The 22,697-nt window shown below is 67.7% G+C and carries 20 protein-coding genes; 11 read left to right on the top strand and 9 right to left on the bottom strand.

Annotation, left to right across the window (positions count from 1 at the left end; genetic code table 11):
- Positions 1 to 1,246 precede the first annotated feature (1,246 nt).
- The 5 genes from AAGA11_15515 to AAGA11_15495 all read right to left on the bottom strand — a co-directional run bounded on the left by AAGA11_15515 (position 1,247) and on the right by AAGA11_15495 (position 6,998).
- Entirely contained in the window at positions 1,247 to 2,977 is a 1,731-nt protein-coding gene (locus tag AAGA11_15515) for a thiamine pyrophosphate-binding protein (GenBank protein MEM9604275.1), read from the bottom strand.
- Entirely contained in the window at positions 2,974 to 4,098 is a 1,125-nt protein-coding gene (locus tag AAGA11_15510; GenBank protein ID MEM9604274.1) for an enolase C-terminal domain-like protein, read from the bottom strand. The genes AAGA11_15515 and AAGA11_15510 overlap by 4 nt, the downstream gene beginning before the upstream one ends.
- Before the next feature lie 7 nt (positions 4,099 to 4,105).
- A complete protein-coding gene (locus tag AAGA11_15505; protein ID MEM9604273.1) occupies positions 4,106 to 5,416 on the bottom strand; it encodes a TRAP transporter large permease subunit in 1,311 nt (436 codons plus the stop codon).
- A 4-nt stretch (positions 5,417 to 5,420) separates the two neighbouring features.
- On the bottom strand, positions 5,421 to 5,948 hold the full coding sequence (locus tag AAGA11_15500) for a TRAP transporter small permease (GenBank protein ID MEM9604272.1): 528 nt from the start codon (positions 5,946 to 5,948) through the stop codon (positions 5,421 to 5,423).
- 72 nt (positions 5,949 to 6,020) lie between these two features.
- A complete protein-coding gene (locus AAGA11_15495; GenBank protein ID MEM9604271.1) occupies positions 6,021 to 6,998 on the bottom strand; it encodes a TRAP transporter substrate-binding protein in 978 nt (325 codons plus the stop codon).
- A gap of 346 nt (positions 6,999 to 7,344) precedes the next feature.
- Here AAGA11_15495 and AAGA11_15490 point away from each other — a divergent pair, with 346 nt between their 5' ends.
- From AAGA11_15490 to radC, 6 genes are all read left to right on the top strand, one after another.
- A complete protein-coding gene (locus tag AAGA11_15490; protein MEM9604270.1) occupies positions 7,345 to 8,172 on the top strand; it encodes a lysophospholipid acyltransferase family protein in 828 nt (275 codons plus the stop codon).
- 78 nt (positions 8,173 to 8,250) lie between these two features.
- A complete protein-coding gene (gene ltnD / locus AAGA11_15485) occupies positions 8,251 to 9,144 on the top strand; it encodes an L-threonate dehydrogenase (GenBank protein MEM9604269.1) in 894 nt (297 codons plus the stop codon).
- On the top strand, positions 9,144 to 10,388 hold the full coding sequence (gene otnK, locus AAGA11_15480) for a 3-oxo-tetronate kinase (GenBank protein MEM9604268.1): 1,245 nt from the start codon (positions 9,144 to 9,146) through the stop codon (positions 10,386 to 10,388). The genes ltnD and otnK overlap by 1 nt, the downstream gene beginning before the upstream one ends.
- Complete coding sequence (locus AAGA11_15475; protein MEM9604267.1) at positions 10,385 to 11,029, top strand: aldolase; 645 nt, start codon at positions 10,385 to 10,387, stop codon at positions 11,027 to 11,029. Before otnK ends, AAGA11_15475 begins: the two co-directional genes overlap by 4 nt.
- A gap of 2 nt (positions 11,030 to 11,031) precedes the next feature.
- The gene (locus AAGA11_15470; GenBank protein ID MEM9604266.1) at positions 11,032 to 11,811 is read left to right on the top strand and encodes a TIM barrel protein; all 780 of its coding nucleotides are present in this window, start codon (positions 11,032 to 11,034) and stop codon (positions 11,809 to 11,811) included.
- Between the two features lie 146 nt (positions 11,812 to 11,957).
- The gene (gene radC, locus AAGA11_15465) at positions 11,958 to 12,635 is read left to right on the top strand and encodes a DNA repair protein RadC (GenBank protein ID MEM9604265.1); all 678 of its coding nucleotides are present in this window, start codon (positions 11,958 to 11,960) and stop codon (positions 12,633 to 12,635) included.
- Between the two features lie 86 nt (positions 12,636 to 12,721).
- On the opposite strand, the gene AAGA11_15460 is transcribed toward radC, so the two are convergent.
- Positions 12,722 to 13,453 carry an OmpA family protein gene (locus AAGA11_15460; GenBank protein MEM9604264.1) on the bottom strand — a complete coding sequence of 244 codons (732 nt, stop codon included), beginning with the start codon at positions 13,451 to 13,453 and terminating at the stop codon, positions 12,722 to 12,724.
- A gap of 357 nt (positions 13,454 to 13,810) precedes the next feature.
- On the opposite strand from AAGA11_15460, the gene AAGA11_15455 reads away from it, so the two are divergent.
- Positions 13,811 to 14,329 (top strand): ComF family protein, encoded by a 519-nt coding sequence (locus tag AAGA11_15455; GenBank protein ID MEM9604263.1) that lies wholly within the window; start codon positions 13,811 to 13,813, stop codon positions 14,327 to 14,329.
- Positions 14,330 to 14,398: 69 nt separating this feature from the next.
- On the opposite strand, the gene AAGA11_15450 is transcribed toward AAGA11_15455, so the two are convergent.
- Genes AAGA11_15450 through ubiA form a run of 3 tightly spaced genes read right to left on the bottom strand, consistent with a single transcriptional unit; the run spans position 14,399 to position 18,572 of the window.
- The gene (locus AAGA11_15450) at positions 14,399 to 15,940 is read right to left on the bottom strand and encodes a GTPase domain-containing protein (GenBank protein ID MEM9604262.1); all 1,542 of its coding nucleotides are present in this window, start codon (positions 15,938 to 15,940) and stop codon (positions 14,399 to 14,401) included.
- Positions 15,937 to 17,655 (bottom strand): GTPase domain-containing protein, encoded by a 1,719-nt coding sequence (locus AAGA11_15445; GenBank protein ID MEM9604261.1) that lies wholly within the window; start codon positions 17,653 to 17,655, stop codon positions 15,937 to 15,939. The genes AAGA11_15450 and AAGA11_15445 overlap by 4 nt, the downstream gene beginning before the upstream one ends.
- A gap of 5 nt (positions 17,656 to 17,660) precedes the next feature.
- The gene (gene ubiA / locus AAGA11_15440) at positions 17,661 to 18,572 is read right to left on the bottom strand and encodes a 4-hydroxybenzoate octaprenyltransferase (protein MEM9604260.1); all 912 of its coding nucleotides are present in this window, start codon (positions 18,570 to 18,572) and stop codon (positions 17,661 to 17,663) included.
- A 78-nt stretch (positions 18,573 to 18,650) separates the two neighbouring features.
- Here ubiA and gorA point away from each other — a divergent pair, with 78 nt between their 5' ends.
- From gorA to AAGA11_15420, 4 genes are all read left to right on the top strand, one after another.
- Positions 18,651 to 20,015, top strand: coding sequence for a glutathione-disulfide reductase (gorA, locus tag AAGA11_15435; protein MEM9604259.1), 1,365 nt, complete (start codon positions 18,651 to 18,653; stop codon positions 20,013 to 20,015).
- A 139-nt stretch (positions 20,016 to 20,154) separates the two neighbouring features.
- Positions 20,155 to 20,709 carry a CoA pyrophosphatase gene (locus tag AAGA11_15430; protein ID MEM9604258.1) on the top strand — a complete coding sequence of 185 codons (555 nt, stop codon included), beginning with the start codon at positions 20,155 to 20,157 and terminating at the stop codon, positions 20,707 to 20,709.
- Between the two features lie 143 nt (positions 20,710 to 20,852).
- On the top strand, positions 20,853 to 22,163 hold the full coding sequence (locus AAGA11_15425) for a DUF2157 domain-containing protein (GenBank protein ID MEM9604257.1): 1,311 nt from the start codon (positions 20,853 to 20,855) through the stop codon (positions 22,161 to 22,163).
- Positions 22,160 to 22,693, top strand: coding sequence for a GDYXXLXY domain-containing protein (locus tag AAGA11_15420; GenBank protein ID MEM9604256.1), 534 nt, complete (start codon positions 22,160 to 22,162; stop codon positions 22,691 to 22,693). Before AAGA11_15425 ends, AAGA11_15420 begins: the two co-directional genes overlap by 4 nt.
- The last annotated feature ends 4 nt before the right edge of the window (positions 22,694 to 22,697 follow it).

The following is a 22,697-nucleotide window of genomic DNA, read 5'->3' as shown; positions in this document are numbered from 1 at the left end:
TCAGTAGGCTTCGCCTGATGCTTGGCCAGTCGAATACAACCGATCCGTTGGTGACCGAGTCAGTTGCGATGCAGTTCTGGAGGCGACCAACGTGTCGAGTCTACCTCGCGTGAGCGAGTAGGCGCGAATGCGGTGCCAGCTTATTCGGCGCGTCTCGCCGGGCCTGCTTTGCCCGGCAAGGACGCAGCTCCCACGGGGGTGAGTGACAGCCTGAGCGTGATGCGCCCCGATCCCTGTGGGAGCGTCTGCCTCGCGTTAGCGAGTAGGCGCGAATGCGGTGTCAGCTTATTCGCCGCGTCTTGCCGGGCCCGCACGGCCCGACAAGGACGCGGCTCCCACGGGGGTGAGTGGCAGGTTGAGCGTGATGCAGCCCTGGTCCCTGTGGGAGCGTCTGCCTCGCGTTAGCGAGTAGGCGCGAATGCGAAGTCGATTCATTCGCCGCGTCTTGCCAGGCCTGTACGGCCCGGCAAGGACGCAGCTCCCACGGGGGCGTGAGTTGCTCGAAGCGTGAAGCGGCCCCGATCCCTGTGGGAGCGTCTACCTCGCACCAGCGAGTAGGTGCGAATGCGGTGTCAGTTTATTCGCCGCGTCTTGCCGGGCCTGCGCGGCCCGGCTAGGACGCAGCTCCCACAGGGGTGTGAGGCGTTCTGAGCGTGATGCAGCCCTGGTCCCTGTGGGAGCGTCTACCTCGCGCCAGCGAGTAGGCGCGAATGCGGTGTCAGCTTACTCGGCGCGTCTTGCCGGGCCCGCACGGCCCGACAAGGACGCGGCTCCCACTGGGGTGTGTGACGGCTTGAGCGTGATGCGCCCCGATCCGTGTGGGAGCGTCTGCCTCGCGGAAGCGAGCAGGCGCGAATGCGGTGTTGGGTTCTTCGCCGCGTCTTGCCGGGCCTGCGCGGCCCGTCAAGGACGCAGCTCCCACAGGGGTGTGGCGTGCCTGGAACGTGGCGTGGCCACTTTCTCTGTGGGAGCGTCTACTTCGCGCCAGCGAGTAGGCGCGAAGACGGAGCCGGGCCATTCGCTGCGTCTTGCCGGGCCTGCGCGGCCCGTAAAGGACGCGGCTCCCACTGGGGTGGGAGGCGTTCGGAGCGTGATGTGGCCCCGATCCTTGTGGGAGCGTCTACCTCGCGCCAGCGAGTAGGCGCGAATGCGGTGTTGGGTTCTTCGCCCCGTCTTGCTGGGCCTGCACGGCCCGACAAGGACGCAGCTCCCACGGGGGAGTGGGGTGGTCGCAGTGTGATGCCATTTACTCGAAGTACGGCAGGCCCTTGGCCTTGGCCGCTTCGACCCAGGGGGGCACGAAGGGCACGATTTCATCTTGTGAGGGCACACGCATTTCGATGAAGCTTGCGCCGTGATGGGCGAGTGCCGCTGCGAGCGTGGATTCGATCTGGTCTTCAGTAGTGATCCGCGCGACCGTAAAACCGAAGGCCGCCGCGACCTGGCAGTAGTCGACCCCGCCGAAGTCGGTCGACCAGGGTTCGTCCGATTCGTCGAGCAGGATCGCCTCGCCGCGGATCCAGCCAAAGGTGTCGTTGCGCGTCAGGATGATGGTGATGTTTCGGCCCGAACGCTTGATGGTCTCGAGGTCGCCGATCACGAAGCCAAAGGAGCCGTCACCCGTCAGCGACACCACAGGCCCGTCCCCCGCGTACAGCGCACCGAGCCCCGCCGGCACCGAGTAGCCGAGCGCGCCCATCGAGTAGTTGGTCAGGTAGCGCCGCCCGGCTTCGCGCACCGAGAGCAAGGCCGATGGGTAGATCGCCGCGACGCCGGGTTCGGCGGTCACCACCGCGTTCGGCGGCAACTGCACGTCGAGCGCCTGTGTCAGCTTGACTGGCGACACGGTGCCCTCTGGCATCGGTGTGTTGGCGTAGAACACCGCGTCCAGGGCGTCCTGCTTGACCGCGCTGAGGTCGAGCGCCGGGCGGGACAGCGCCGGGTGCTCGGCGTGTATCAGTTCGAGCAGGTAGGCGAGACTCGCGCGTGCATCGCCCACCAGACTCACCGCCACGGGGAAGTTGTTGCCCACGTGCGCCTCGGCAATGTCGAGGTGCAGGAAGGTGGTGTCGCGCGGGTCGCCGTAGAGGGTCCAGTGGTTGGTCGAGCTGGAGTCGGTGTTGGTGCCGATGAAGAACACCACGTCCGCCTCGCGCACGTAGGCGTTGGCGTAGGCCATCCCGCCGCGCGCGCCAATGACGCGCAGTGCCAGCGGGTGGGTTTCGGGCACCGTGCCCTTGCCGGGCGTGGTGGTCGCGACCGGGATCTGCAGCGTCTCGGCCAGCGCGAGCACCGCGTCGGTCGCCTGCGAAATCAGCGCACCCTGACCGCACACCAGCACCGGCCGTTTCGCGGCCAACAGCACGTCGATGGCGGTGCGCAGCGCCGTGTGGTCGGCCACCGGCCGGTGCGCGGGGTAGTGGCTGTATTGCGGTTCGGCGTACAGGTCGTCGACCGCGGTAGTTTCGCGGAACACGTTGATCGGCACCCGGATGTGGACCGGCGCCGGGCGGCCCGAGGTCGCGACGCGAAAGGCCCGGCGCAGCAGGAACGGGATTTCGGCGGGCCGGGTCAGCAGGAACGACTCCTTGCAGATGCTCTGGTACAGCGCGGTCTGGTCGACGCCGGTCAGGCCGTGGCGTTTGTCCTGGTTGATCGGGATGTCAGAGCTGAAGAAGATCACCGGCACCGAGCTCAGGAAGGCCTCGGTGATGCCGGGCGTGCAATGGGTCACGCCCGGGCTCGGCGCTTCGAGCACCGCCGGGCGGCCGGTGACCTTGGCGTAAGCCTCGGCGGCAAAGGCCGCTGTACGCTCGTCCCGGGTGAGCACGTACTCGATGTCGGAGTGCGCGCGCCAACCCTCGTACCAGCCGATGGTGGTCTCGCCCGGCAGCCCGAACACGTGCTTGACGCCGTGCAACTCGAGCATCTTCAGCAGGATCTGGCCGCCGGTCATCTCGGGCGATGCGGCGCTCATGCGAGCACCTCCGCAACGGCGTAGCGCGCGAGCGCGTCGGGGTTGACCTCGACACCCAGGCCCGGGCCGGTCGGAACGTGGACACGGCCGTGGCGCACCGGGAACGGCGTGGTGAGGATGTCGGCCTCGGCGTAGTAGGTGGCCATGTAGAACTCGCACTCGAGTTTCAGGTCCGGCACCAGCGCCATGAGGTGCGCGCCGGCTGAGTGGGCGAGGCCGGTTTCGAACATGCAGCCGCCGTACACCTCGATCCCGGCTGCGCGGGCGATCGCCGCGACCTCGAGCGCACGGCGAATGCCACCGGATTTCATGATCTTCAACGAGAAGATGTCGGCGATCCGGTGGGTCGCACCGTACAACGCCCCGATCGGGTCGAACACGCTCTCGTCGGCCATGATCGGCACGTCGACCGCGCGGGTGATTTCCGCGAGTGCCTCGCGCTCGTGCAATTTGACCGGTTGCTCGACGAAGGTCGGGCGAAAGGCCTCGAGGTCGCGGATACAGCGCACCGCATCGTAGGCCGGCAGGCCCTGGTTGTAGTCGATGCGGATGTCGATCTCGTCGCCGTACAGCGACCGGAGTTGCTCGCACCGCATGAGGTCGAAGGCGTGGTCGGCAAAGCCGGTCTTGAGCTTGAAGATGCGCACGCCGTCGGCCCACAGTGCGGCGATGTCGTCGAGGTCGGCATCGAAGTCCGGGTTGGCAACGGAGAAGCTCATGCCGATGTCGTCACGCTGACGCCCGCCGAGCAGCTCCGACACCGACAGGCCCGTGATCTGGCCTGTGAGGTCGAGCAGCGCCATTTCGAGTGCCGCCTTGGCCTCCGGGTGGCCGACAAGCACCCGGTTGGCCATCGTCAGGTGCCGTTCGACAGCGATCGGGTCCTGTCCGATCAGGTGCGGCCGCAGGTGCACGTGGAGCGCGGCAGCGTTGGCCTCGGCGGTGCCGGTGAAGACCGGCCAGGGCGAGGCCTCGCCCCACCCGGTCAGGCCGGTGTCTGTGGTCACCTCGAGGACGGCGACGTGGATGCCGGCGACGTCGCCGCTGCCGTGCGAATGCACGGCCTTGGCCGGGATCAGAATGCGGTGAACGCGCAGGTGCTCGATGCGGTGCGGGCTCATCGCGGCGTCAACCCGGTCGCGAGCGCATGCTGTCTGGCAGGTAGGTCGCAAGCTCCGGCACCGCGATCATGATGAAGACCATCAGCACCATGATCAGGAACAACGGCAACGCCGATTTCGCGATGAAGCCCATCTCGTGTTCGGTGATGCCCTGCATGACGAAGAGGTTGAAGCCGATCGGCGGTGTGATCTGCGCCATTTCGACGACGATCACGATGAAGATGCCGAACCAGATCATGTCGATGCCGGCGTTGACGACCATCGGTTGCACGATCGCCATGGTCAGCACCACCGAGGAAATGCCGTCGAGAAACATGCCGAGCACGATGTAGAACAGCATCAACGCCATCAGCAGCGAGAAGCGCGAGAGCTCGAGGCTGTCGATGTACTCGGCGAGCGCGCGTGGCAAACCGGTAAAGCCCATCGCCAGGGTCAGCGCAATCGCTCCCATGAGGATCAGCGCGATCATGGCCGAGGTGCGCGTGGCGCCGAGCAGACTGTCGATGAAGGCCCGGGGCGTGAGTGATCCCTGAGCGGCGGCCAGGACCAGCGCGCCGACCACGCCGATCGCGGCGGCCTCGGTCGCGGTGGCGTAGCCGCCGTACATCGAGCCGATCACGACGAGGATCAGCAGGATCACGGGGATCAGGAAGCGGCTTTCGTGCAGCTTCTGGCGCAAGCTCATGCGGTCGGAGATGGTCGGCACCTCGTTCGGGCGCAGGAACGACCAGCCCGCGACGTAGGCCATGAAGAGGCCCGCGAGCACAATGCCGGGCAGGATACCGGCCATGAAGAGCTTGGTGATCGACTGCTCGACCGCCACGCCGTAGACGATGAGTGTCAGCGAGGGCGGGATCATCAGACCGAGGGTCGCGGCCCCCGCCAGCGTGCCGATGGTGATGTATTCGGGGTACTGGCGTTTGCGCAGCTCGGGGATCGACATCTTGCCGACGGTGGTCAGGGTCGCAGCCGACGAACCCGAGACCGCGGCAAAGAGCGTGCAGCCGACGATGTTCACGTGCACGAGGCCGCCCGGCATGCGTTGCATCCAGGGGCTCAGCCCGCGGAACATGTCCTGCGACAGACGGCTTCGGAACAGGATTTCGCCCATCCAGATGAAGAGCGGCAGCGCGGTCAGTGTCCAGCTCGAGGAGCCTGTCCAGATGCGTGTCAGCATCGCGTCTCCGGCGGGGCGCGAGGTGAACATCTCCAGGCCGAGGTAGGCGACGCCAAAGAGCGCAAGCCCGACCCAGACGCCGGTGCCGAGCAACAGAAAGAGGACGAACAGGAAAATGGCGACGAGGTAGATTTCTTCCACGGTCTTACTCCGCGCTCACGTCGACAACGGCCGGTTTGATGTTGTCCTTGCCGGTGAACAACGCGGTGATCAGGTTGTCCAGCGCGCAAATGAACAGCAGCACGGTGCCGATGGCCATGGCCGTCTGTGGGATCCAGATCGGCCAGGCGTCCTGCCCCTGGCTGATGTCGTTGAAGCGGTAGCTCTCATAGGTGAGCTTTACCGCGTAGCGCGCGAAGAGAAAGGTCAGGTAGGACGCTATGGCCCAGCACCAGATTTCCGCCCACCAGCGTTTGCCGCCGAGCGCATTGAGCAACAGGTTGACCCGGATGTGGCTGCCGTTGTTCAGCGCATACGGCATCGCGAGGAAAGACGCGGCGGCCATGCAGTAGCCCGTGATGTCAGGCGCGCCCGTGACGATCTCGCCAATCCACCGCGCAACCATCTGCATCGAGACGAAGCCGAGAATCAGGATCAGGAAGACCGCGGCGAGGTACCCCGCGTAGCGGTAGAGTCCGTCGAGGGTCGTACGCAATATACCAAGTGCGGCCATAGGTGCCGTGTCCGTGCAGGGGTGGGAGGACGCTCGCCCGGCGAGAACCGCCGGGCGAGAGAGGTGCGCGTGTTACTGCGCGGCTTTGAAGGCGTCGACGATGGCCTTGCCGGCATCGCCCGCGGCTTCAAGCCATTCGGCGGTCATGGTCTCGCCGATGGCGCGCAGCTCGGCGCCGAGCGCGTCGCTGACCGGGCCGGTGGCCATGCCGTTCTTGGCGAGTTCGTTGACCGTGAAGTCGGTGTACTGGATGGAGCGCCAGTCACCGGCGTATTCGGCGATGGCAGCACAGCCGTTGATCACGTTCTGTGTGCCTTCGTCGAGGCCGTTCCACGCGTCGAGGTTGACCATCACGTAGTTGCGCGGCATCCAGGCATCGGCGGAGTAGTAGTGCGACAGGCTCTCCCAGACCTTGCGGTCGTAGCCGGTCGAACCGGAGGACACCATGCCCTGGGCCACGCCGGTGGCGAAAGCCTGGCTGATCTCGGCCGCTTCGATCTGCACCGGCAACATACCCATGAGCTCGGCCATGCGCGCGCTGGCGGCGTTGTACGAACGGAACTTGATGCCTTTGGCGTCGGCGGTTGTGTTGACTTCACGATCGAAGTACAAGCCCTGGCCCGGCCACGGCACGGAGTACAGCAGGTGCAGGTTCTGGGCGTTCAGCACTTCGGTGAGCGGGCCCTTGGCCACTTCCCAGAGCTTCTCGGAATCGGCGAAGGACGTTGCGAGGAACGGCACCGAGTCGAACCCGAAGAGCGCGTTTTCGTTCTGGTGACCCGAGAGCAGGCGCTCGCCGATGTTGACCTGGCCGGTCTGGATCGCGCGCTTGATCTCGGCGCCGGAGTACAGCGAGCCACCGGGGTGGGTGGTGATCTCGAGCGCACCGCCTGTGCCGAGGGTCACGCACTCGGCAAACTGGGCGCCCGTGGCGGAGTGGAAGTTGGTCGCTGAATACGCCATGGGCATATCCCACTTTTCGGCGTGGGCCGTCAGCGTGGTGGCCGCGAATACGGCAAGTCCGGCAGCAACTTTCGTCAGCTTGGACATGGTGTTCTCCTTGTTCTGGGTGGGTTTCGATATCCTGACTGCAGGACGCCCGACCACTTATAACAGAACTCGCCTGCAGTGTGACGCCCTGCGGTGGCGGGTCGAGTTGGGTCCCGTGTCGCATCGGTGCGGGGTCGGTGACGCGCCCGGCGCGTACGGCTACACTGTCGCGGACCGGAGCAGGGCCGGGCATCGGTGGCCACACAAGGCCACCGGGCACCGTCATGTGCGCGTCATTGCAGTCGATTAGACTGGAAAGTTAAACTGGCGGGTTAACTTCCCGATGGACGGCCCTGCCCGGGCCGTCGTGTGCAACGGCCCCGACTCGGGCAACGAGAAACCGCGGATGTCCAAGCAACCCGATCTGCCCGTCATCAGCTACGTCACCGAGGGTGAGTCCGCACTCACGCGCGCCATCGTGGCAACGGTCGAGCGGCTCACCGGGCAACGCAGACTGCAGGCCCTGTACGACTCGCTCGCTCACCTAGAACTCAGTGGCGTGGAGTTCTGGGGCCGGGCGTTACAGGCGCTGGAGATCGGCATCGACGTGCGGCAAGGGAGCTTTGCCTGCCTGCGCGGGGCCGGGCCGACGGTGGTCGTTGCCAATCACCCGTTCGGCGTGGTCGATGGTCTGGCGCTCTGCCACCTGACGGCGCAAGCGCGGCCCGATTTCAAGGTCATTCTGCACAAGGTCCTCTGCCAGGACCGGCGCGTGAAGGACCACGTCCTGCCGATCGACTTCGACCCGGGCCGCGAGGCGATCAAGAACAATGTGCGCACCAAACGGGCTGCCCAGGCCGCGCTCGAGGCGGGCGGGACGGTCGTGATCTTCCCGGCCGGTGGCGTGGCGAATGCCGAACCCTTCAAACGCACTGCGTTCGATCACGACTGGAAGCCGCTTACCTCGCGCCTGATCGAGTCCTCCAAAGCGAGCGTGTTACCCGTCTACTTTCACGGCCAGAACAGCATGCTGTTCCAGCTCTCGAGCTGGATCAACCCGGCCCTGCGCACCGGTTTGTTGCTCAACGAAGTGCGGAACAAGATCGGCAAGGACGTGCGCCTCGAAGTCGGCAAACTGATCCCGTACGACGAGATTGCGCGACTCGAAAGCCGTGACCACACGTCAGATTACTTGCGCGAGGCGGTCTACCGCCTGGGTCCTGGCTACGCCTGAACCCGCCACCGGCGCGCTCGCTGGCCAGCACACCCGTGCCCGCGCTAGAATTAATGTATACATTAAATTGAGGTCGTGATGGACAAGACAGCGGTGTTCGGGCTCGGCTCCATGGGCCTCGGCATGGCGACGTCACTGGTGCGGGCGGGTCACCCCACCTACGGTTTTGACGTGTCAGCCCAGGCCGTCGACCGCTTCGTCGAGGCCGGTGGCCAGCAGGCGGCACTCGAGGCCGTCGCGGCAGAGCTCGGTGCGGTGGTTGTGGTGGTGCTCAACGCAGCCCAGACCGAGAGCGTGTTGTTCGGTGAGCAGGGCATCGTCCCGCACCTTGCCGCGGGCGCGGTGGTGCTCGCCTGCGCCACGGTCCCGCCGGCCTTTGCCCGCGACATGGCGGCGCGCTGCGCTACGCACGGGGTGCACTACCTGGACGCGCCGATCTCCGGCGGGGCGCGCAAGTCAGCCGAAGGGGCGCTCTCGGTCATGGCAGCGGGCACACCCGAGGCCTTCGCCGCGGCGAAGTCGGTGCTCGATGCGGTGGCGACCACGGTCTTCGAACTCGGTGACGCGGCCGGTGCGGGATCGGCCATGAAGGCGGTCAACCAGCTGCTCGCCGGGGTGCACATCGCGACCATGGCCGAGGCGATGACCTTCGGCATGACGCAAGGCGTCGAGCCCGACACCTTCGTCGAGGTCATCAGCCAGTGCGCCGGCACGAGCTGGATGCTCGAGAACCGCGCACCCCACATTGTTGCGGGCGACTACACGCCGCACAGCGCGGTCGACATCTGGCCCAAGGACCACGGCATCGTGCTCGACATTGCCCGCGAGGCGCGCTTTTCCGCACCGATCACAGCTGCGGCGCTGCAGCAGTTTCTCGCTGCCAGCGGCCGCGGGCTCGGTCGCGAGGACGACGCCGCGGTGGCGAAGGTGTACGCCGAGAACGCCGGGTTGACCCTGCCGGAGGCACCCTGATGTTGCTCGGCTGCATCGGGGACGATTTCACCGGCTCGTCCGACCTCGCCAACACCCTCGCCAAGGGCGGGATGCGTGTGGTGCAGTACGGCGGCGTGCCGGACGTCCCGGCCACGGCCGATGTCGAGGCCGGCGTCGTCGCGCTGAAATCGCGCTCGATCCCGGTGGCCGAGGCGGTCGCGCAATCGCTCGACGCGCTGGCCTGGTTGCGCGAGCAGGGTTGCACCCAGTTCTTCTTCAAGTACTGCTCGACCTTCGACAGCACGCGCGAGGGCAACATCGGCCCGGTTGCCGAGGCGCTGGCCGAGGCGCTCGGCGCCGACCGCGTGATCGTCTGCCCGGCGTTTCCGGGCACCGGCCGCTCGCTTGTGCACGGCCACCTGTTCGTGGGCGACACCCTGCTCAGCGAGAGCGGGATGCAGAACCACCCGCTTACGCCGATGACCGATTCCGACATCCGCCGTTGGCTCGGGCACCAGACACGCCTGTCGGTCGGGCACGTCGGCCTGGGTACGGTTGCCGAGGGCAGTACCGCCGTGCGCGCGGCACTCGACGCCGAGCATCAGGCCGGCAAGCGGCTGATCGTGGTCGACGCGGTGCGCGACCCTGACCTCCACACGATCGGCGCTGCGGCGAACGGGTTGCCGCTCGTGACCGGGGGCTCCGGTGTCGCGCTTGGCTTGCCCGCGAATCTCGTGCCGGGCCGCACGGCCGACGCCAGTGCCTGGCGCACGCAGGCGGGCCGGTGCGCCATCGTGTCCGGCTCCTGTTCCACCGCCACGCGTGCACAGGTCGAACGCCACCGCGCTGCGCACCCGGCCTACGAGATCGACGCCGCCGGTGTGATCACCGGGCGCGTCACAGCTGCGGACATTGCCACCTGGCTGCTCGCGCAGGAGGGCCTGCCACTCGCCTACAGTTCGGCCGACCCGGCCGCGGTCGAGGCGGTGCAGGCGGCGTTCGGTCGCGAGCGCGCCGCCGACGCGCTCGAAGCCTGTTTTGCCGAGGTCGCACGGCGGGTGGTGGCCGGTGGCGTCACCCGCCTGATCACCGCCGGCGGTGAGACCTCCGGCGCGGTGATCGAAGGCCTGCAGCTCGACACACTGGAAATCGGCCCCGAGATCGATCCAGGCGTGCCGGCGCTGCGCGCGCGTCCGGACCTCGTGGTCGCGCTCAAATCCGGCAATTTCGGCGCGCCCGACTTCTTCGCCAAGGCCGCGGCCGTGCTCGGCGGTGCCACGTGAACGACAGTGCGCTGCGCGAGCTGATCTGCCGGCTCGCGGCGTCGATGTACGATCGCGGGCTCACGGGTGGCAGCAGCGGCAACATCTCGGCGCGCACCGCCGACGGCGGCTTGCTCGTGACACCGACCGGCAGCTGCTTCGGTCGGCTGGACCCGGCGCGCCTGAGCCACTTTGACAGCGGCGGTCGGCTGATCGGGGGCGATGCGCCGACCAAGGAGATGCCGCTGCACAGCGCGTTCTACGACACCCGCAGCACCGCGGCGGCGGTGGTGCACCTGCACTCATGCCACAGCGTCGCGCTCTCGATGGTGCCGGGCGTCGACCCGGACAACTTCCTGCCCCCGCTGACGCCCTACGCGATCATGAAGCTCGGCAAGGTGGCGTTGCTGCCGTTCTTCCTGCCCGGGGACCCGGCGATGGGTGACGCTGTGCGCGGCCTCGCCGGCAAACGCAGCGCCGTGATGCTCGCGAACCACGGGCCGGTCGTGGCGGGCAAGGACATTGAAGCCGCGTGCTACGCGATCGAAGAGCTCGAGGAGACCGCCAAGCTCGCGTTGCTGTTGCGCGGCGTTGGCGCGCGGGCGCTGTCGCCGGAGCAGGTGCACCGCGTGGTCACCGAATTCGACGTGGAGTGGGACTGACCGTGCCGCAGTTTTCAGCCAACCTCGGTTTTCTCTTCACCGAGCTGCCGTTGCCCGACGCCATCCGCGCGGCGGCGCGCGCGGGCTTTGCCGCAGTCGAGTGCCATTGGCCCTACGACACGCCGGTTGACAGCGTGCGGGCCGCACTTGCGGAAACCGGCCTGCCGATGCTCGGGCTCAACACCCGTCGGGGCGATGTCGCGGCCGGTGACAACGGCCTTGCGGCGGTGCCGGGTCGCGAGGCCGAGGCGCGGGCTGCGATCGACGAGGCAATCGATTACGCGCGCGCCATCGATTGCGGCGCCGTACACGTCATGGCCGGTTTCGCGAGTGGCGAGGCCGCTGAAGCGTGTTTCGTGGCCAACCTGCGCTACGCGGTCGAGCGCGCCGCGCCGGACGTGACCGTCTTGATCGAACCGCTCAACCGCTTCGATGCGCCCGGCTACTTCTTGTCGACATCGGCGCAGGCCGTGGCCCTGATCGAGGCGGTTGCGAGTGATCGCCTGAAATTGATGTTCGATTGTTACCACATCCAGATCCAGGAAGGCGACCTGACCCGGCGGCTCGACGCACTGCGCCCGCTGATCGGTCATATCCAGTTTGCCAGCGTGCCGGATCGCGGCGCGCCGGACCACGGCGAGGTCAACTACCCGTGGTTGTTCCGGTGGCTGGACGAACGCGGTTTCGACCGCCCGCTCGGCGCCGAGTACAAACCGACAGAGGCGATCCCCGAGGATGTGGTCGCGCGCTGGTTGGCCGCGGTGGCGCCCGAGGCCGGTTGACGCGGGTGTGATCGGGGTGCGCCTGCACCGCTGTCGCATCTGCGAATCATCCCCGGTAGCGCGGACCAACCCGCCGTGCGGCATCTCCCGATTGGAGACGCCGACACACGCCGCACTTGCTACCGTGCTTGCCCAGGAGGTTCGGGGTGGGCATACGGCACTGGCCAGCGTCTGAGCGGCCACGGGAGAAACTGCTGGCGCGCGGTGTCGCCAGCCTGAGTGACGGCGAGCTGCTGGCGATCCTGTTGCGCTCTGGTGTGCGCGGCCACAGCGCGGTGTCGCTCGGGCGCAACCTGTTGGCGGTCCACGGGGGACTGCGTGCGGTGATGGCGGCCGACCAGTCAGCCCTGTGCGCGCAGCCCGGTGTCGGTCAGGCGACCTGGTCGGTGTTGCAGGCGTGCGCCGAGATCAACCGCCGGTGCCTCTGGGCTGCGGTAGACACCCGCACCGGTCTGGACAACCCCCATGCTGCGGCCGACGTGCTGCGTGCCGAGCTCGCGCACCTGTCGCACGAGGTGTTCGCCTGCCTGTGGCTCGACAACCGTCACCGGGTGCTCGCCTTCGAGGTGCTGTTCCGCGGCACGCTCGACAGTGCAAGCGTGTATCCGCGCGAGGTGGTCAAGCGGGCTCTTGCGGTCAACGCCGCCGCGGTGATTTTTGCGCACAACCACCCGAGTGGCTGCGCGGAACCGAGCGCGGCCGACCGTGACATCACCGGCGCCCTGCGCCGCGCACTGGCGCTGGTGTCGGTGCGGGTACTGGACCACCTCGTCGTCGGTGTGTCCGACACGGTGTCGTTGGCCGAGCGCGGGTGGCTGACGTGATCGCCGGCACAAAAAAGGGCGGCCGGTGGCCGCCCTCTCGGGTCGCTGCGCGCGGGCGCGGTGTGCGCCGCGCGGCGGTCGGCAGGTCAACCGCCCGTGAGTTTCTTGATCAGCTCGGAGACCTTGTTTTCCACCGGCTCCTTGGCCACTTGCTGGGCGTCCTCGGTGGTGCCGTCGACCAGCACTTCCACGCGGCGGTTGCGTTCGCGTCCGGCTTCGGTGCTGTTGTCGGCAATCGGTTCGGCCTCGCCGCGGCCTTCGGCCGTGATGTCGTCGATGCTGAGGTTTGCGGCGATGTAGTCCCGCACGCTGGCAGCGCGCCGCTCAGAAAGCATCTGATTGTATGAGGTCGAGCCGATGCTGTCGGTGTGGCCGATCACCAGCACACTCTCGATGGCGTCGAGCTGTTGCATGTCGGAGATCAACAGGTCGAGTTCGATCTTGCCCGCGTCGGTCAGGACCGCGCTGTCGAAGCCGAACAACACACGGGCGTCGATGCGCACGCGTTCCACTTCGCCAGAACCGGCCGCCGCAGCGGTGTCGCTGTCGGTGTCGTCACTGTCACCGTCGCCGTCTCCGTCCGATGTGGTCGCTGTCACCGGGACGGCGGTTTCGGCTTCGCAGTCCGGACCGTGAATATCAGCTTTCCAGTAGCCTGTACGCAGTCGTTCACCGGCTGCCGTCAGCACAATGGTGTCCCCGCTGCCGTCGACGACGTAGCCGTCGCCCGGCGCGCATGCGTCGGCCGCACTTTTCGGGGTTATGCCGCAGCCGTACAGCGTGGCTGCCAGTGCCGAAACCAAGATTGCCTTTTGCATTGTGTAAAACTCCAGTGATAGGCCGGCTGCGCTGCGCGTGTGCAGTTCACGTCGGGTCGGCTATCGGTGTGGTTCTGATCCACGGAAAAAGTGATTACTGCGCAGTTCCGTCGGCAAGCTCACTTCCGTCGAGCGGAGGTGGCAACGGTGCCTGAGCGATGCGGTGTTCGCGGTGCCCTGGCGCAGTGCCGCCGTGTGATCGAGGAAGCGTGGCCTCACCGGTGTTGGTTCTGCGACGCTCGGGGACACGCGTTTCAGGATCTGTGCCAAAGCTGCGGAAACGACTTGCCGCGTGTTGGCCGCTGTTGCCGATTGTGTGCAACTGAACTCGCCCACGGCGATTGCTGTGGGCAGTGCTTGCAAAAACCGCCGCCCTGGGACGCGGCATGGGTAGCGCTGCGCTACGAGATGCCGATTGACCACCTGATCCACCGGTTCAAGTACGCCGGCGATCGCTGTGCTGGCAAGCTCTGCGGCAGGCTGTTGGTCGACGCGCTGCCCGCGGGTGCGCAGGGCGACGTGCTGGCGGTGCCCATGCACCGAAAACGCCTTGCACAACGCGGGTTTAACCACGCGGCGTCGTTGGCGCGCGACGTCGCACGCGCCCGCAACCTGCAGTGTCGGACGGGGGCGATGCGGGTGCGAGACACCGTGTCACAGGTCGGGTTGGACGCCCCGGCGCGGCGGCGGAATCTGCGCGATGCCTTCACCGTGCCGACGGTGCCCGAGGCCGGGCGCCACGCGATTCTGGTGGACGACATCTACACCACCGGGGCAACGCTCGCAGCGTTATCACGCGCGTGCAAACGCGCGGGCTACGGCTCGGTCACGGTCCTGTGTCTGGCCCGCGTACCGGGTGCGGGGCGGGCGGTGTGAGCCGCGTCGGGCGGCTTGCGTCAGTTGTCTGACGCGGCGGTTGGCCCGGGTAGCGGCTCAGGCAGCGGCTCAGAGCGTCTCGAGCAACCGGTCGCGTTCGGCTTTGACTCGCGCAAGTTGTTCCGCCAGCCCCTGGTCAATGGCGGCGCAGCCCGCGGTGACGCCGCGGTGCAGGGCCCGTTGGGCTGCGCGGCGCGGTGACGGCCGCACCGCCGCAGCGACCACCGCGGGGAGGGCGGCGCTGAGCGCGATCAGCATGGCGCTGTTGGTCAGGAAATCGAAGCCGAGGTACGCCGTCTCGTCGGCGGCCCCGGAAACAAAGCCCTGCACGACCCGCCAACCGACCCAGACCAGGGCCACCAGAGGCAGCGCGATTGTCACGCCCTGGGCCAGTGTCACCGCGGCGCGTTGGAGCGCGGTGCCCGGCTGTTCCAGTGCAGCAACGAGCGCCTGGGTCGCCTGACCGTCGATGTCCACACCGGCGTCTTCGGTGGCCCGCTGCAGTGCGCGTCGCAGCGGCACGGTCGGCAGGTGCCGATCGCTGGCGGCGATCAGCAGCTCGTCCAGGCGGCCCGCCAGACGCGACTGACTGCGCTCGGTCCAGAGCGACACCTCGGACACGGCCGTGGCGGGTCGGTCGGTGTCACCGAGCACCTGTCGCCAGAACGGCGGTGGGTCTGTGGGGAAGAGCCGGTGCAGCAGGTGCTCCCGGCTGATGGCGGTGTCGGTCTCGCAGTGCGCCGCGAATGCCGCCTGGCTGCGCGCGAGGGCACGCTCGAGTTCGGACCAGGCCGCGTCCGTGCCGAGGGCGTCGCGGCAGGCGTCGCGCAACGCCGCTTGCGCCGCCTGCTCGGTGGCCTCGCTGCGTTGGCGTGCCGCCGCAATTGCCATGGCGTCGCTGTGCGAGGCCACGTGTGCCTGCAGCGCGTCAAAGTCGTCGTCGGGTGCGCCGCCGTCACGGCAATCGGTGCAAAAGACGGCCGGGTTCTCGAACGCCGCGCGCGCGAGCACGTTCACGAAATCGTCGCGCTGAGCCGGGTCACCGCGGTCCCAGTGGTTGATCACGAAGGCCCAGGCGTGACGGTGGCGGTGCGCCTTCAACAGGTCCCAACCCGCGTCGTCGCGGTAGCGCTCGGGGTTGACCACGTAGACCAGCAGGTCGATGTACGGCAGCCAGGCCAACACCTGGTCGCGGTGGGTGGTCACGACCGAGTCGATGTCGGGCGTGTCGATCCAGAGGGTGTTGCGGTGCGCGTCCTGTCGGTGGCGTGTGACTGTGGTGAGCTCAACCGGGATGCCCTCGGGCAGGTCGGCGAGCGCCACGTCCTGGTGCACGTAGAGCGTGACCTCACGCGAGGTTGGCCGGATGGCACTGCTTCGCGCGACGTCTTCGCCTGCCAGGCGGTTGAGCAGGCTGCTCTTGCCGACGCCAGTACCGCCGAAGAAGGCCAACACCAGCGGCGACACCGCACCGTCGGCGAAGAGTGTTGTCGGGTCGTGCGGCGTGTGGTTCAGGATCGCCGCGTGCACGGTATCGGGCAGCCAGCCCTGCTCGTGGGCGCGCGCGGACCAGGCCTGCATGGCGTTCAGTGTGGTGTTCACGTCACTCATGAAGCGTGTCCCAGTGCAGCGGCGATCGCCTGGAAATCGCCCTCGTCGACACGGTAGAGGCCGGGCCCGTCGAGTGCGTCCAGCGCCCGGTCCATGCCGGCGACGAACTCGGCGTCGATCAGGCGCGTCCTGACGGCATCGAATTGCTTGTCCCGCAGTGTGTTCATCACCGTGTCGATGTACTTCCCGAGCGCGCTCTCGGTCAACAGCGTGGTCACCGACAGCATCGCAGGCGCGATGGCGAGGTCGGCGAGGCCCACGCCACCGGTTTTGACCGCAAAGGCGACGCCCGCCGCGTCGGCGGTGAAGCGCGCGGCACGCAGACTGTTGAGCACGGCGGGTTGATCCTGCAGGCCCGCGTAAAGCTGCTGGGCTGCGGCCTGGATCTCCGGTTCGAAATCCCGTCGATATCGCACGATTTCGGCTTCGAATGCCGCTTCCCGGTCGGCGCGGTCGGCGCGCAACCGCTGGCTCGCTGCGCGCCACCAGTCGGCGCGATCGCCACCCGAGGTTGCCTCGACCAGGGCGAAGTCGATCAGACCGGCCAGCGCTTCGCTGTGCCGGTCTTGCAACAGGCTGAGTTCGTAGCTCTCGGGTCGTGTGCTGCTGCGGCTGCGTTTGGCAAGACCGAACACGGTGCGCACCGGCCAGGTCACCAGACGCCGCGTCTGACCGAGCACGCCCGCGAGGCCCGGTACCTCGAGCAACTGCAGCATCTCGGCGAGGCTGGCCTGGAAGGTTTCGTAGTGTTCCGGGTGCTCGAGGAAATCGCTGCGGTAGACCGCGAGCACCCGGTCGGCGCTGTCCTGCACTTCGGCGCGAAAGGCGGCGCGCGCGCCGAGTTCGGCCGCCAGCGGGTCGGTCCAGCGCGACCAGCAGCGCTCGATCAGGGCCTGCGCGCCAGCCCGTGCGGGGCGCGCGCGCGCCTGTTGCACGGCGTCGTCGACTGCCCGCCGCAAGGCCGTGACCTCCAGTTCGGGTGGGCCCTGTTCGGCGTCGAACCACGGCATCAACACCACCTGGGGCATGGGGTCGCCGGCCGGGTGTGACGCGAGCCGGGCGAGCAGGGCCTCAACGACCACCTCTCGACTGGACTCGTCCACCTTGTTGACGCACACGACGAGCGGTTTGCCGAGCGGCGCGACCAGGTCGAGCCACTCCCAGACGCGGTGGTCGGCGTATTTGTCCTTGCTGACCACCAGCAGCAGCACGTCGGCGAGACCGAGGCTGCGGGCCACGGCATCGAGGTAGGTGTCCGAGCGCAGCGAGTCGAAGTCGGGTGTGTCCCAGACGGTCCTCGGGGCGTCGCCACCGGCCACCGCCTGGCTGGACCACACCGCGAGGGCCTCGGCCGTCAGCGCGTCCGGGGTCGTCGCCTCGTAGCCCTCGAAGAAGGTGTCGAGCTGCGCCGTGCCGGTGTGCCCCTGGTGGAAGGCCTGCGCGTGCACCGTGTGGCCCGCGAGCGCCGACACCCCGGCCGCCTCGGCGTCAAGCAACAGGTTGACGGCGGTGCTCTTGCCCGACTGGGTCGGGCCGAACACCACGACCTGAACCGGGTGTGCGGGGTCGGACTCGCGCCAATCGGCCTTCTGCAGGCCGCTGGCCGCGAGTTGCAGCGAGGCGAGCACGTCGGCGTCGTCGGGCGGTCCGTCTGCGGCAGCGGCGCGGTGTGCTGCGATCAGCCGCGCAACCGCGTCGGTGTGCGAGAGCGTCATCGGGGTCAGCCGGCGAGGGCGCGGTCGACGGCGAGCCCGGCGAAGACCGCCATGCCGAGGTAGTGGTTGTTGAGGAACGCGGTGAAACAGCGCGCCGGATCGCGGTCGCGGATCAGCGCGATCTGGTAGACCGCGAGGCCCGCTGCAACCAGCAGACCGAGCCACCAGAACACCCCGTAACCGAGACCAAGCCCGATGGCCGCCAGCCCGGCGATCACGGCCGCCTGCATCGCGGCAACGGCGAGCACGTCCCACCGACCGAGGAGGATCGCGGTCGATTTGATGCCGATCTTGATGTCGTCGTCGCGGTCCGTCATCGCGTACTGGGTGTCGTACGCGGTCGACCACAGCAGCGACACGGCAAAAAGCGCCCAGCCGACAGCCGGCACGCTGCCCGTGGTGGCGGCAAACGCCATCGGGATGCTCATGCCGAACGCCGCACCGAGCACCAGTTGCGGCAAATGGGTGACACGTTTGCAAAACGGGTAGACGGCGGCCAGGGCGGCTGCGATCAGGGCGAGCTGGACGGTGGTCGCGTTGGTGAACAGCACCAACAGGCCGGCGAGGCCGGTCATGCCGGCGGCGAGCCAGAGCGCCTCGCTCGGCAGCACCCGGCCGGTGGCCAGCGGCCGCTTGGCGGTGCGCGCGACGTGGCCGTCGAAGTGCCGGTCGGCGTAGTCGTTGATGCAGCACCCGGCCGAGCGGGTGAGCACGCAGCCGAGCGAGAAAATCACGAACAGCTTGAATCCCGGCCAGCCGTCCGCACCTACCCAAAGGCCCCAGAGCATTGACCAGCCCAGCAGCAGGATGCCGATCGGCCGGTCGATGCGCGTCAGCGCGTAGAAATCCGGCAGGCGGGCGCGCCAGTTGGCGAAGAGCCGCGTGGGGATATCTGGCGACAGGGAACTGTCAGTCATGGGCTGAGGTTGCGGGCATTGGGCGCCACGCCATAATGCCAGAACTCCAAGAACCACCACCACACGAGCGAAGATGACATGTCCGACAAGCACTTTGACCTGATCGCCATCGGCGGCGGCAGCGGCGGACTGTCCGTTGCGCAGCGTGCCGCCAGTTACGGCGCCCGTACCGCGTTGATCGAGCGCGACCGGATGGGGGGCACCTGTGTCATCCGTGGCTGCGTGCCGAAGAAGATGATGTGGTTCGGCGCCGAACAGCTCAGCGCCATCAAGCGCGCCGAAGGGTACGCCATCGACGTCACGCTCAACGGCGTCGACTGGGGTGCGCTGGTCGCCAAACGCGAGGCGAACATCCGCGGCATCGAGTCCTGGTACGACGGCTACCTCGCGGACAATCAGGTGACACCGATCCGCGGCGACGCCGTGCTCGAGAGCGCAAACCCGGACGGGGGCGGCACGGTGCTGGTCAACGGCGAGCGCTACACCACCGACCACCTGGTGATCGCAACCGGTGGCACACCGACCGTGCCCGATATCCCCGGCGCGGAGCTCGGCATGACGTCCGACGGCTTCTTCGAGCTCGTCAACCGACCGCAGCGCGTGGCCGTGGTCGGTGCAGGCTACATCGCCGTGGAACTCGCCGGTGTGCTGCGCGCGTTCGGCAGTGACGTGAGCCTGCTGGTGCGAAAACACGCCCCGCTGCGCAATTTCGACCCGCTGGTCACCGACGCGTTGGTCGAATCGCTCGGACACCAGGGCGTGGAACTTGTCACCGGGTGCACGCCCACCGCGCTCGCGCGTACTGCGGACGGCATCGTCGTCGAGAATACCGCGCGCGAGCTCGCGCCTTTCGACGCAGTCATCTGGGCGGTCGGGCGTCGCCCGCTGACGGCGTCGCTGAACCTCGATGCGGTCGGTGTTGCCACCGACGCAGGCGGCTACATCCCGACCGACGCGTGGCAGGAGACGGAGGCAAAAGGCATCTTTGCGATCGGCGACGTCACCGGCCGGGCCCAGTTGACCCCGGTCGCGATCGCGGCCGGACGCCGTCTGGCCGACCGGCTCTACGGTGGCAAGCCCGAGCGCAAACTCGACTACAACAACATCGCCACGGTGGTGTTTTCGCACCCGCCAATCGGCACGGTCGGTCTGACCGAGCCCGAGGCACGTGCCGAGTACGGCGACGCCGCGGTCACGGTCTACCAGACGCGGTTCACGCCGATGATCGACACCTTCGAGGACAGCGCGCCGCCCACGGCGATGAAGCTGGTCACCGTGGGTGACGACGAGAAGATCGTCGGAGTGCACGCGATCGGCCACGGTGTCGACGAGATGGTCCAGGGCTTCTCGGTTGCTGTGCGCATGGGCGCCACCAAGGCCGATTTTGACGACACGGTGGCGATTCACCCGACCAGCTCGGAAGAACTCGTGACCATGCGGTAGGCCACGCTGCGGCGCCGTGCGACAGCGTTGTCGCGCTTCATCAGCCCTGTGCGCTGTTGCCGCCAGGGCTGAACTCTTCGGGCGTTGCCGGTTCCCAAGGGGTAACTCCCCCGGCTGCGTGAGGCGCTATAGTCAGATGATGTCCCCGTCTCCCCGCGCCGCCGACACCAACACGCACGCCGCTCCGTCGCTCGCCGCTGTTCTGATTGTGCTCACCCGCAAGGCCGGCGCCTGGCACGTGTTGTTCATCCGGCGCAGCACGCGCAACGACGACCGCCACAGCGGGCAAGTGGCCTTCCCCGGTGGACGCGTCGAGGCCGGTGACACCGACATGACCGACACCGCGCTGCGCGAGGCAGAAGAAGAAATCGGCTTGCCACGTGAGAAGCTGCACGTGCTCATGCACCTGCCCGACAGCGACACCAGCACCGGCTACGTTGTGACGCCGGTGGTCGCTGTGCTCGACGGCGAGTTCGAACCGGTCTTGCAAACGGCCGAGGTGGCGCGGCTGTTCAGCATGCCGCTCGCGTGGCTGCGCGAGCCTGAGAACCGCTGGAGCCGTCTCTGGCGCAACCGGCCGGTGGTGTATTTCAAGGACTACGACGGCGAGAACCTCTGGGGTGCCACGGCGCGCATGACGGTGTCCTTGCTCGAGGCCCTCGACAGCGGCGAGCTCACGCTGCCGGCGCACTGAACGGACGCGGACGTCGCCCGTCCGGTGTGACCCATCTGGTGTATTGTCAGCCCTCGACATTCGGCCTAGGCTTGCAATAACGGCTGCGGCGGTCCAACGCGCCCCGCTGGTCGGTCACTCCTTCCGTGGGGGCGGGCACCGCCATGCGACTGATTCGCCTGTTAAAAAACGACCTCGCACGCGAGAGCGCACAGTGGGTTGAACAGGGCCTGATCACACGGCAGCAGGCCGAGGCCATCTGTGCGGTCTACGGGGCCGACTACTCGGTTGCCAGCCAGGCCGCGCGCGGCTACCGCGTGCTGGTTGTGCTCGGCTACGGCTTCATTGGCCTGGCCTTGATTACGCTGCTCAGCGCCAACTGGGACACGCTGCCGAGAGCGTTGCGCATGGGCGGGCTGCTGTGCCTGACCGTCGCGGTCAACGGGGCTGCGCTCTGGCTGTTTCAGCGCGGTCGGGACCGCGCGGCCGAGCGCCTGTTCGGTCTCGGCACCCTGGTGTACGGTGCGTCGATCATCCTGATCGCCCAGATCTACCACCTCGGCGAACACATGCCCGACGGGGTGTTCTGGTGGGCGTTGGGCGGCCTGCCGGCCGCGCTGTTGCTGCGCAGCCCCGGTCTCGCGCTGCTGGTGTTGTGCCTCGCGGCGATCTGGTCGTTCATTGAATTGCAGCTCGGGTACTACCCGATGACCTTTGCGCTCTTTCTGGTGTCGGCGGGGTACGTGCTGTGGGCAGGGCGGCGCAGCGTGTTGCTGTTTCTCGCGCTCGTCGGTAGCCTCGGCTTCTGGCTCGAGGCTTCGCTCAGTGCCCACTGGGCCGACGGTCCCACCGGGTTGGCCTGGCACGCCGAACAGCTGCCGGTGGGCGTCGCGTATTTTGCGCTGGCCTACGCCGTCTCGCACGGACTCAACGCGCAGCCGGGCAGCACGGCGCGGGACTACGCCACGGTGCTCTCGCTCTGGATTCTGCGCTTCGCGCTCTTCACCCTCTTCGTGCTGAGTTACCACGGTCCCTGGCGTAGCCTGATCCGTGCGGACTGGGCGCACCAGGGCAGTATGTGGGCTGTGGTTGCGGTGTTGGCCGTGGCGGCGCTGCTCGTGGGCCAGCGTGTCGGCAAGGCGGTCCCCGTCAGCGCGGCGGTCGGGTCGGCCATGGCGGTGTTTGCCGCGGTTGCGAACCTCGCCGAGCCTGAACACGCGCTGGCGTTTCAGGTGCTGAGCAACCTCGTGATCGTCGCCTTCGCGGTCTGGCTCGTCGTCGCGGGTGTGCGCGACGGGGAATCGCAAGCCTTCTTTCTCGGGGTTGCGGCCATCGTGCTGCTGGCCTTGTTGCGGTACATCGACCTGATTGGCGACTACGTCGGCACGGCGGCGCTGTTCATCGTCATGGCCTGCGTGCTGCTGGGTGCGGCGCGGTATTGGCGCACCCGTCAGCGCCTCGGGGACGACACGTGAGCCGTGCGCGTACCGTCGCCGGGCTGGTTGCCGCCGTGTTGCTGCAGGTGGCCGTGCTGGTCGGCATGCAGGTTGGCGCGGCGTTGCCGCTTTGGACCGGCGAGACCGTTCGCGTCGCGACCGTGCCGGTGGATCCGCGTTCGCTGTTTCGCGGCAACTACGCGATCCTACGCTACGACACGGACGCCGCCGCGGAGACGTTGTCGCCCGATTGGGACGCCCTGCGGCACGGCGAGGTCGTCTACCTGAGCCTGGTGCCGGGCGGGGAGGGTCTGCATGTCTGGACCGACGCAGCGTTGGCGCCACCCGAAACGGGCCTGTTCGTGCGTGGGCGTATCGACCACCAGCGCAGCCGAGGCGCCGACGAACCGCCGGGCATCACGCTGCCGAACATCGAGGCGTTCTTTGCCCCGAAGGCGACAGCGCTCCGGCTCGAGCGCGAGTTGCGTGCCGGCGGCGTGGCAGTGATCAGCGTCACCGCAAACGGCGCTGCGGCGCTCCGTGATGTCGAGACACGCCTAACGCGCTGAAGTC

The organism is Pseudomonadota bacterium (assembly GCA_039196715.1).
In the GTDB taxonomy this organism is placed as follows: domain Bacteria; phylum Pseudomonadota; class Gammaproteobacteria; order CALCKW01; family CALCKW01; genus CALCKW01.
This window is presented reverse-complemented; position numbering and strand designations above follow the sequence as displayed.

What these genes read in the sequence shown, in the direction of transcription:
- AAGA11_15515 (MEM9604275.1), bottom strand. Translation starts at nt 2,977, where the DNA reads ATGAGCGCCGCATCGCCCGAGATGACCGGCGGCCAGATCCTGCTGAAG.
- AAGA11_15510 (MEM9604274.1), bottom strand. Translation starts at nt 4,098, where the DNA reads ATGAGCCCGCACCGCATCGAGCACCTGCGCGTTCACCGCATTCTGATC.
- AAGA11_15500 (MEM9604272.1), bottom strand. Translation starts at nt 5,948, where the DNA reads ATGGCCGCACTTGGTATATTGCGTACGACCCTCGACGGACTCTACCGC.
- AAGA11_15495 (MEM9604271.1), bottom strand. Translation starts at nt 6,998, where the DNA reads ATGTCCAAGCTGACGAAAGTTGCTGCCGGACTTGCCGTATTCGCGGCC.
- AAGA11_15490 (MEM9604270.1), top strand. Translation starts at nt 7,345, where the DNA reads ATGTCCAAGCAACCCGATCTGCCCGTCATCAGCTACGTCACCGAGGGT.
- ltnD (MEM9604269.1), top strand. Translation starts at nt 8,251, where the DNA reads ATGGACAAGACAGCGGTGTTCGGGCTCGGCTCCATGGGCCTCGGCATG.
- otnK (MEM9604268.1), top strand. Translation starts at nt 9,144, where the DNA reads ATGTTGCTCGGCTGCATCGGGGACGATTTCACCGGCTCGTCCGACCTC.
- AAGA11_15460 (MEM9604264.1), bottom strand. Translation starts at nt 13,453, where the DNA reads ATGCAAAAGGCAATCTTGGTTTCGGCACTGGCAGCCACGCTGTACGGC.
- AAGA11_15450 (MEM9604262.1), bottom strand. Translation starts at nt 15,940, where the DNA reads ATGAGTGACGTGAACACCACACTGAACGCCATGCAGGCCTGGTCCGCG.
- AAGA11_15445 (MEM9604261.1), bottom strand. Translation starts at nt 17,655, where the DNA reads ATGACGCTCTCGCACACCGACGCGGTTGCGCGGCTGATCGCAGCACAC.
- ubiA (MEM9604260.1), bottom strand. Translation starts at nt 18,572, where the DNA reads ATGACTGACAGTTCCCTGTCGCCAGATATCCCCACGCGGCTCTTCGCC.
- gorA (MEM9604259.1), top strand. Translation starts at nt 18,651, where the DNA reads ATGTCCGACAAGCACTTTGACCTGATCGCCATCGGCGGCGGCAGCGGC.
- AAGA11_15430 (MEM9604258.1), top strand. Translation starts at nt 20,155, where the DNA reads ATGTCCCCGTCTCCCCGCGCCGCCGACACCAACACGCACGCCGCTCCG.
- AAGA11_15425 (MEM9604257.1), top strand. Translation starts at nt 20,853, where the DNA reads ATGCGACTGATTCGCCTGTTAAAAAACGACCTCGCACGCGAGAGCGCA.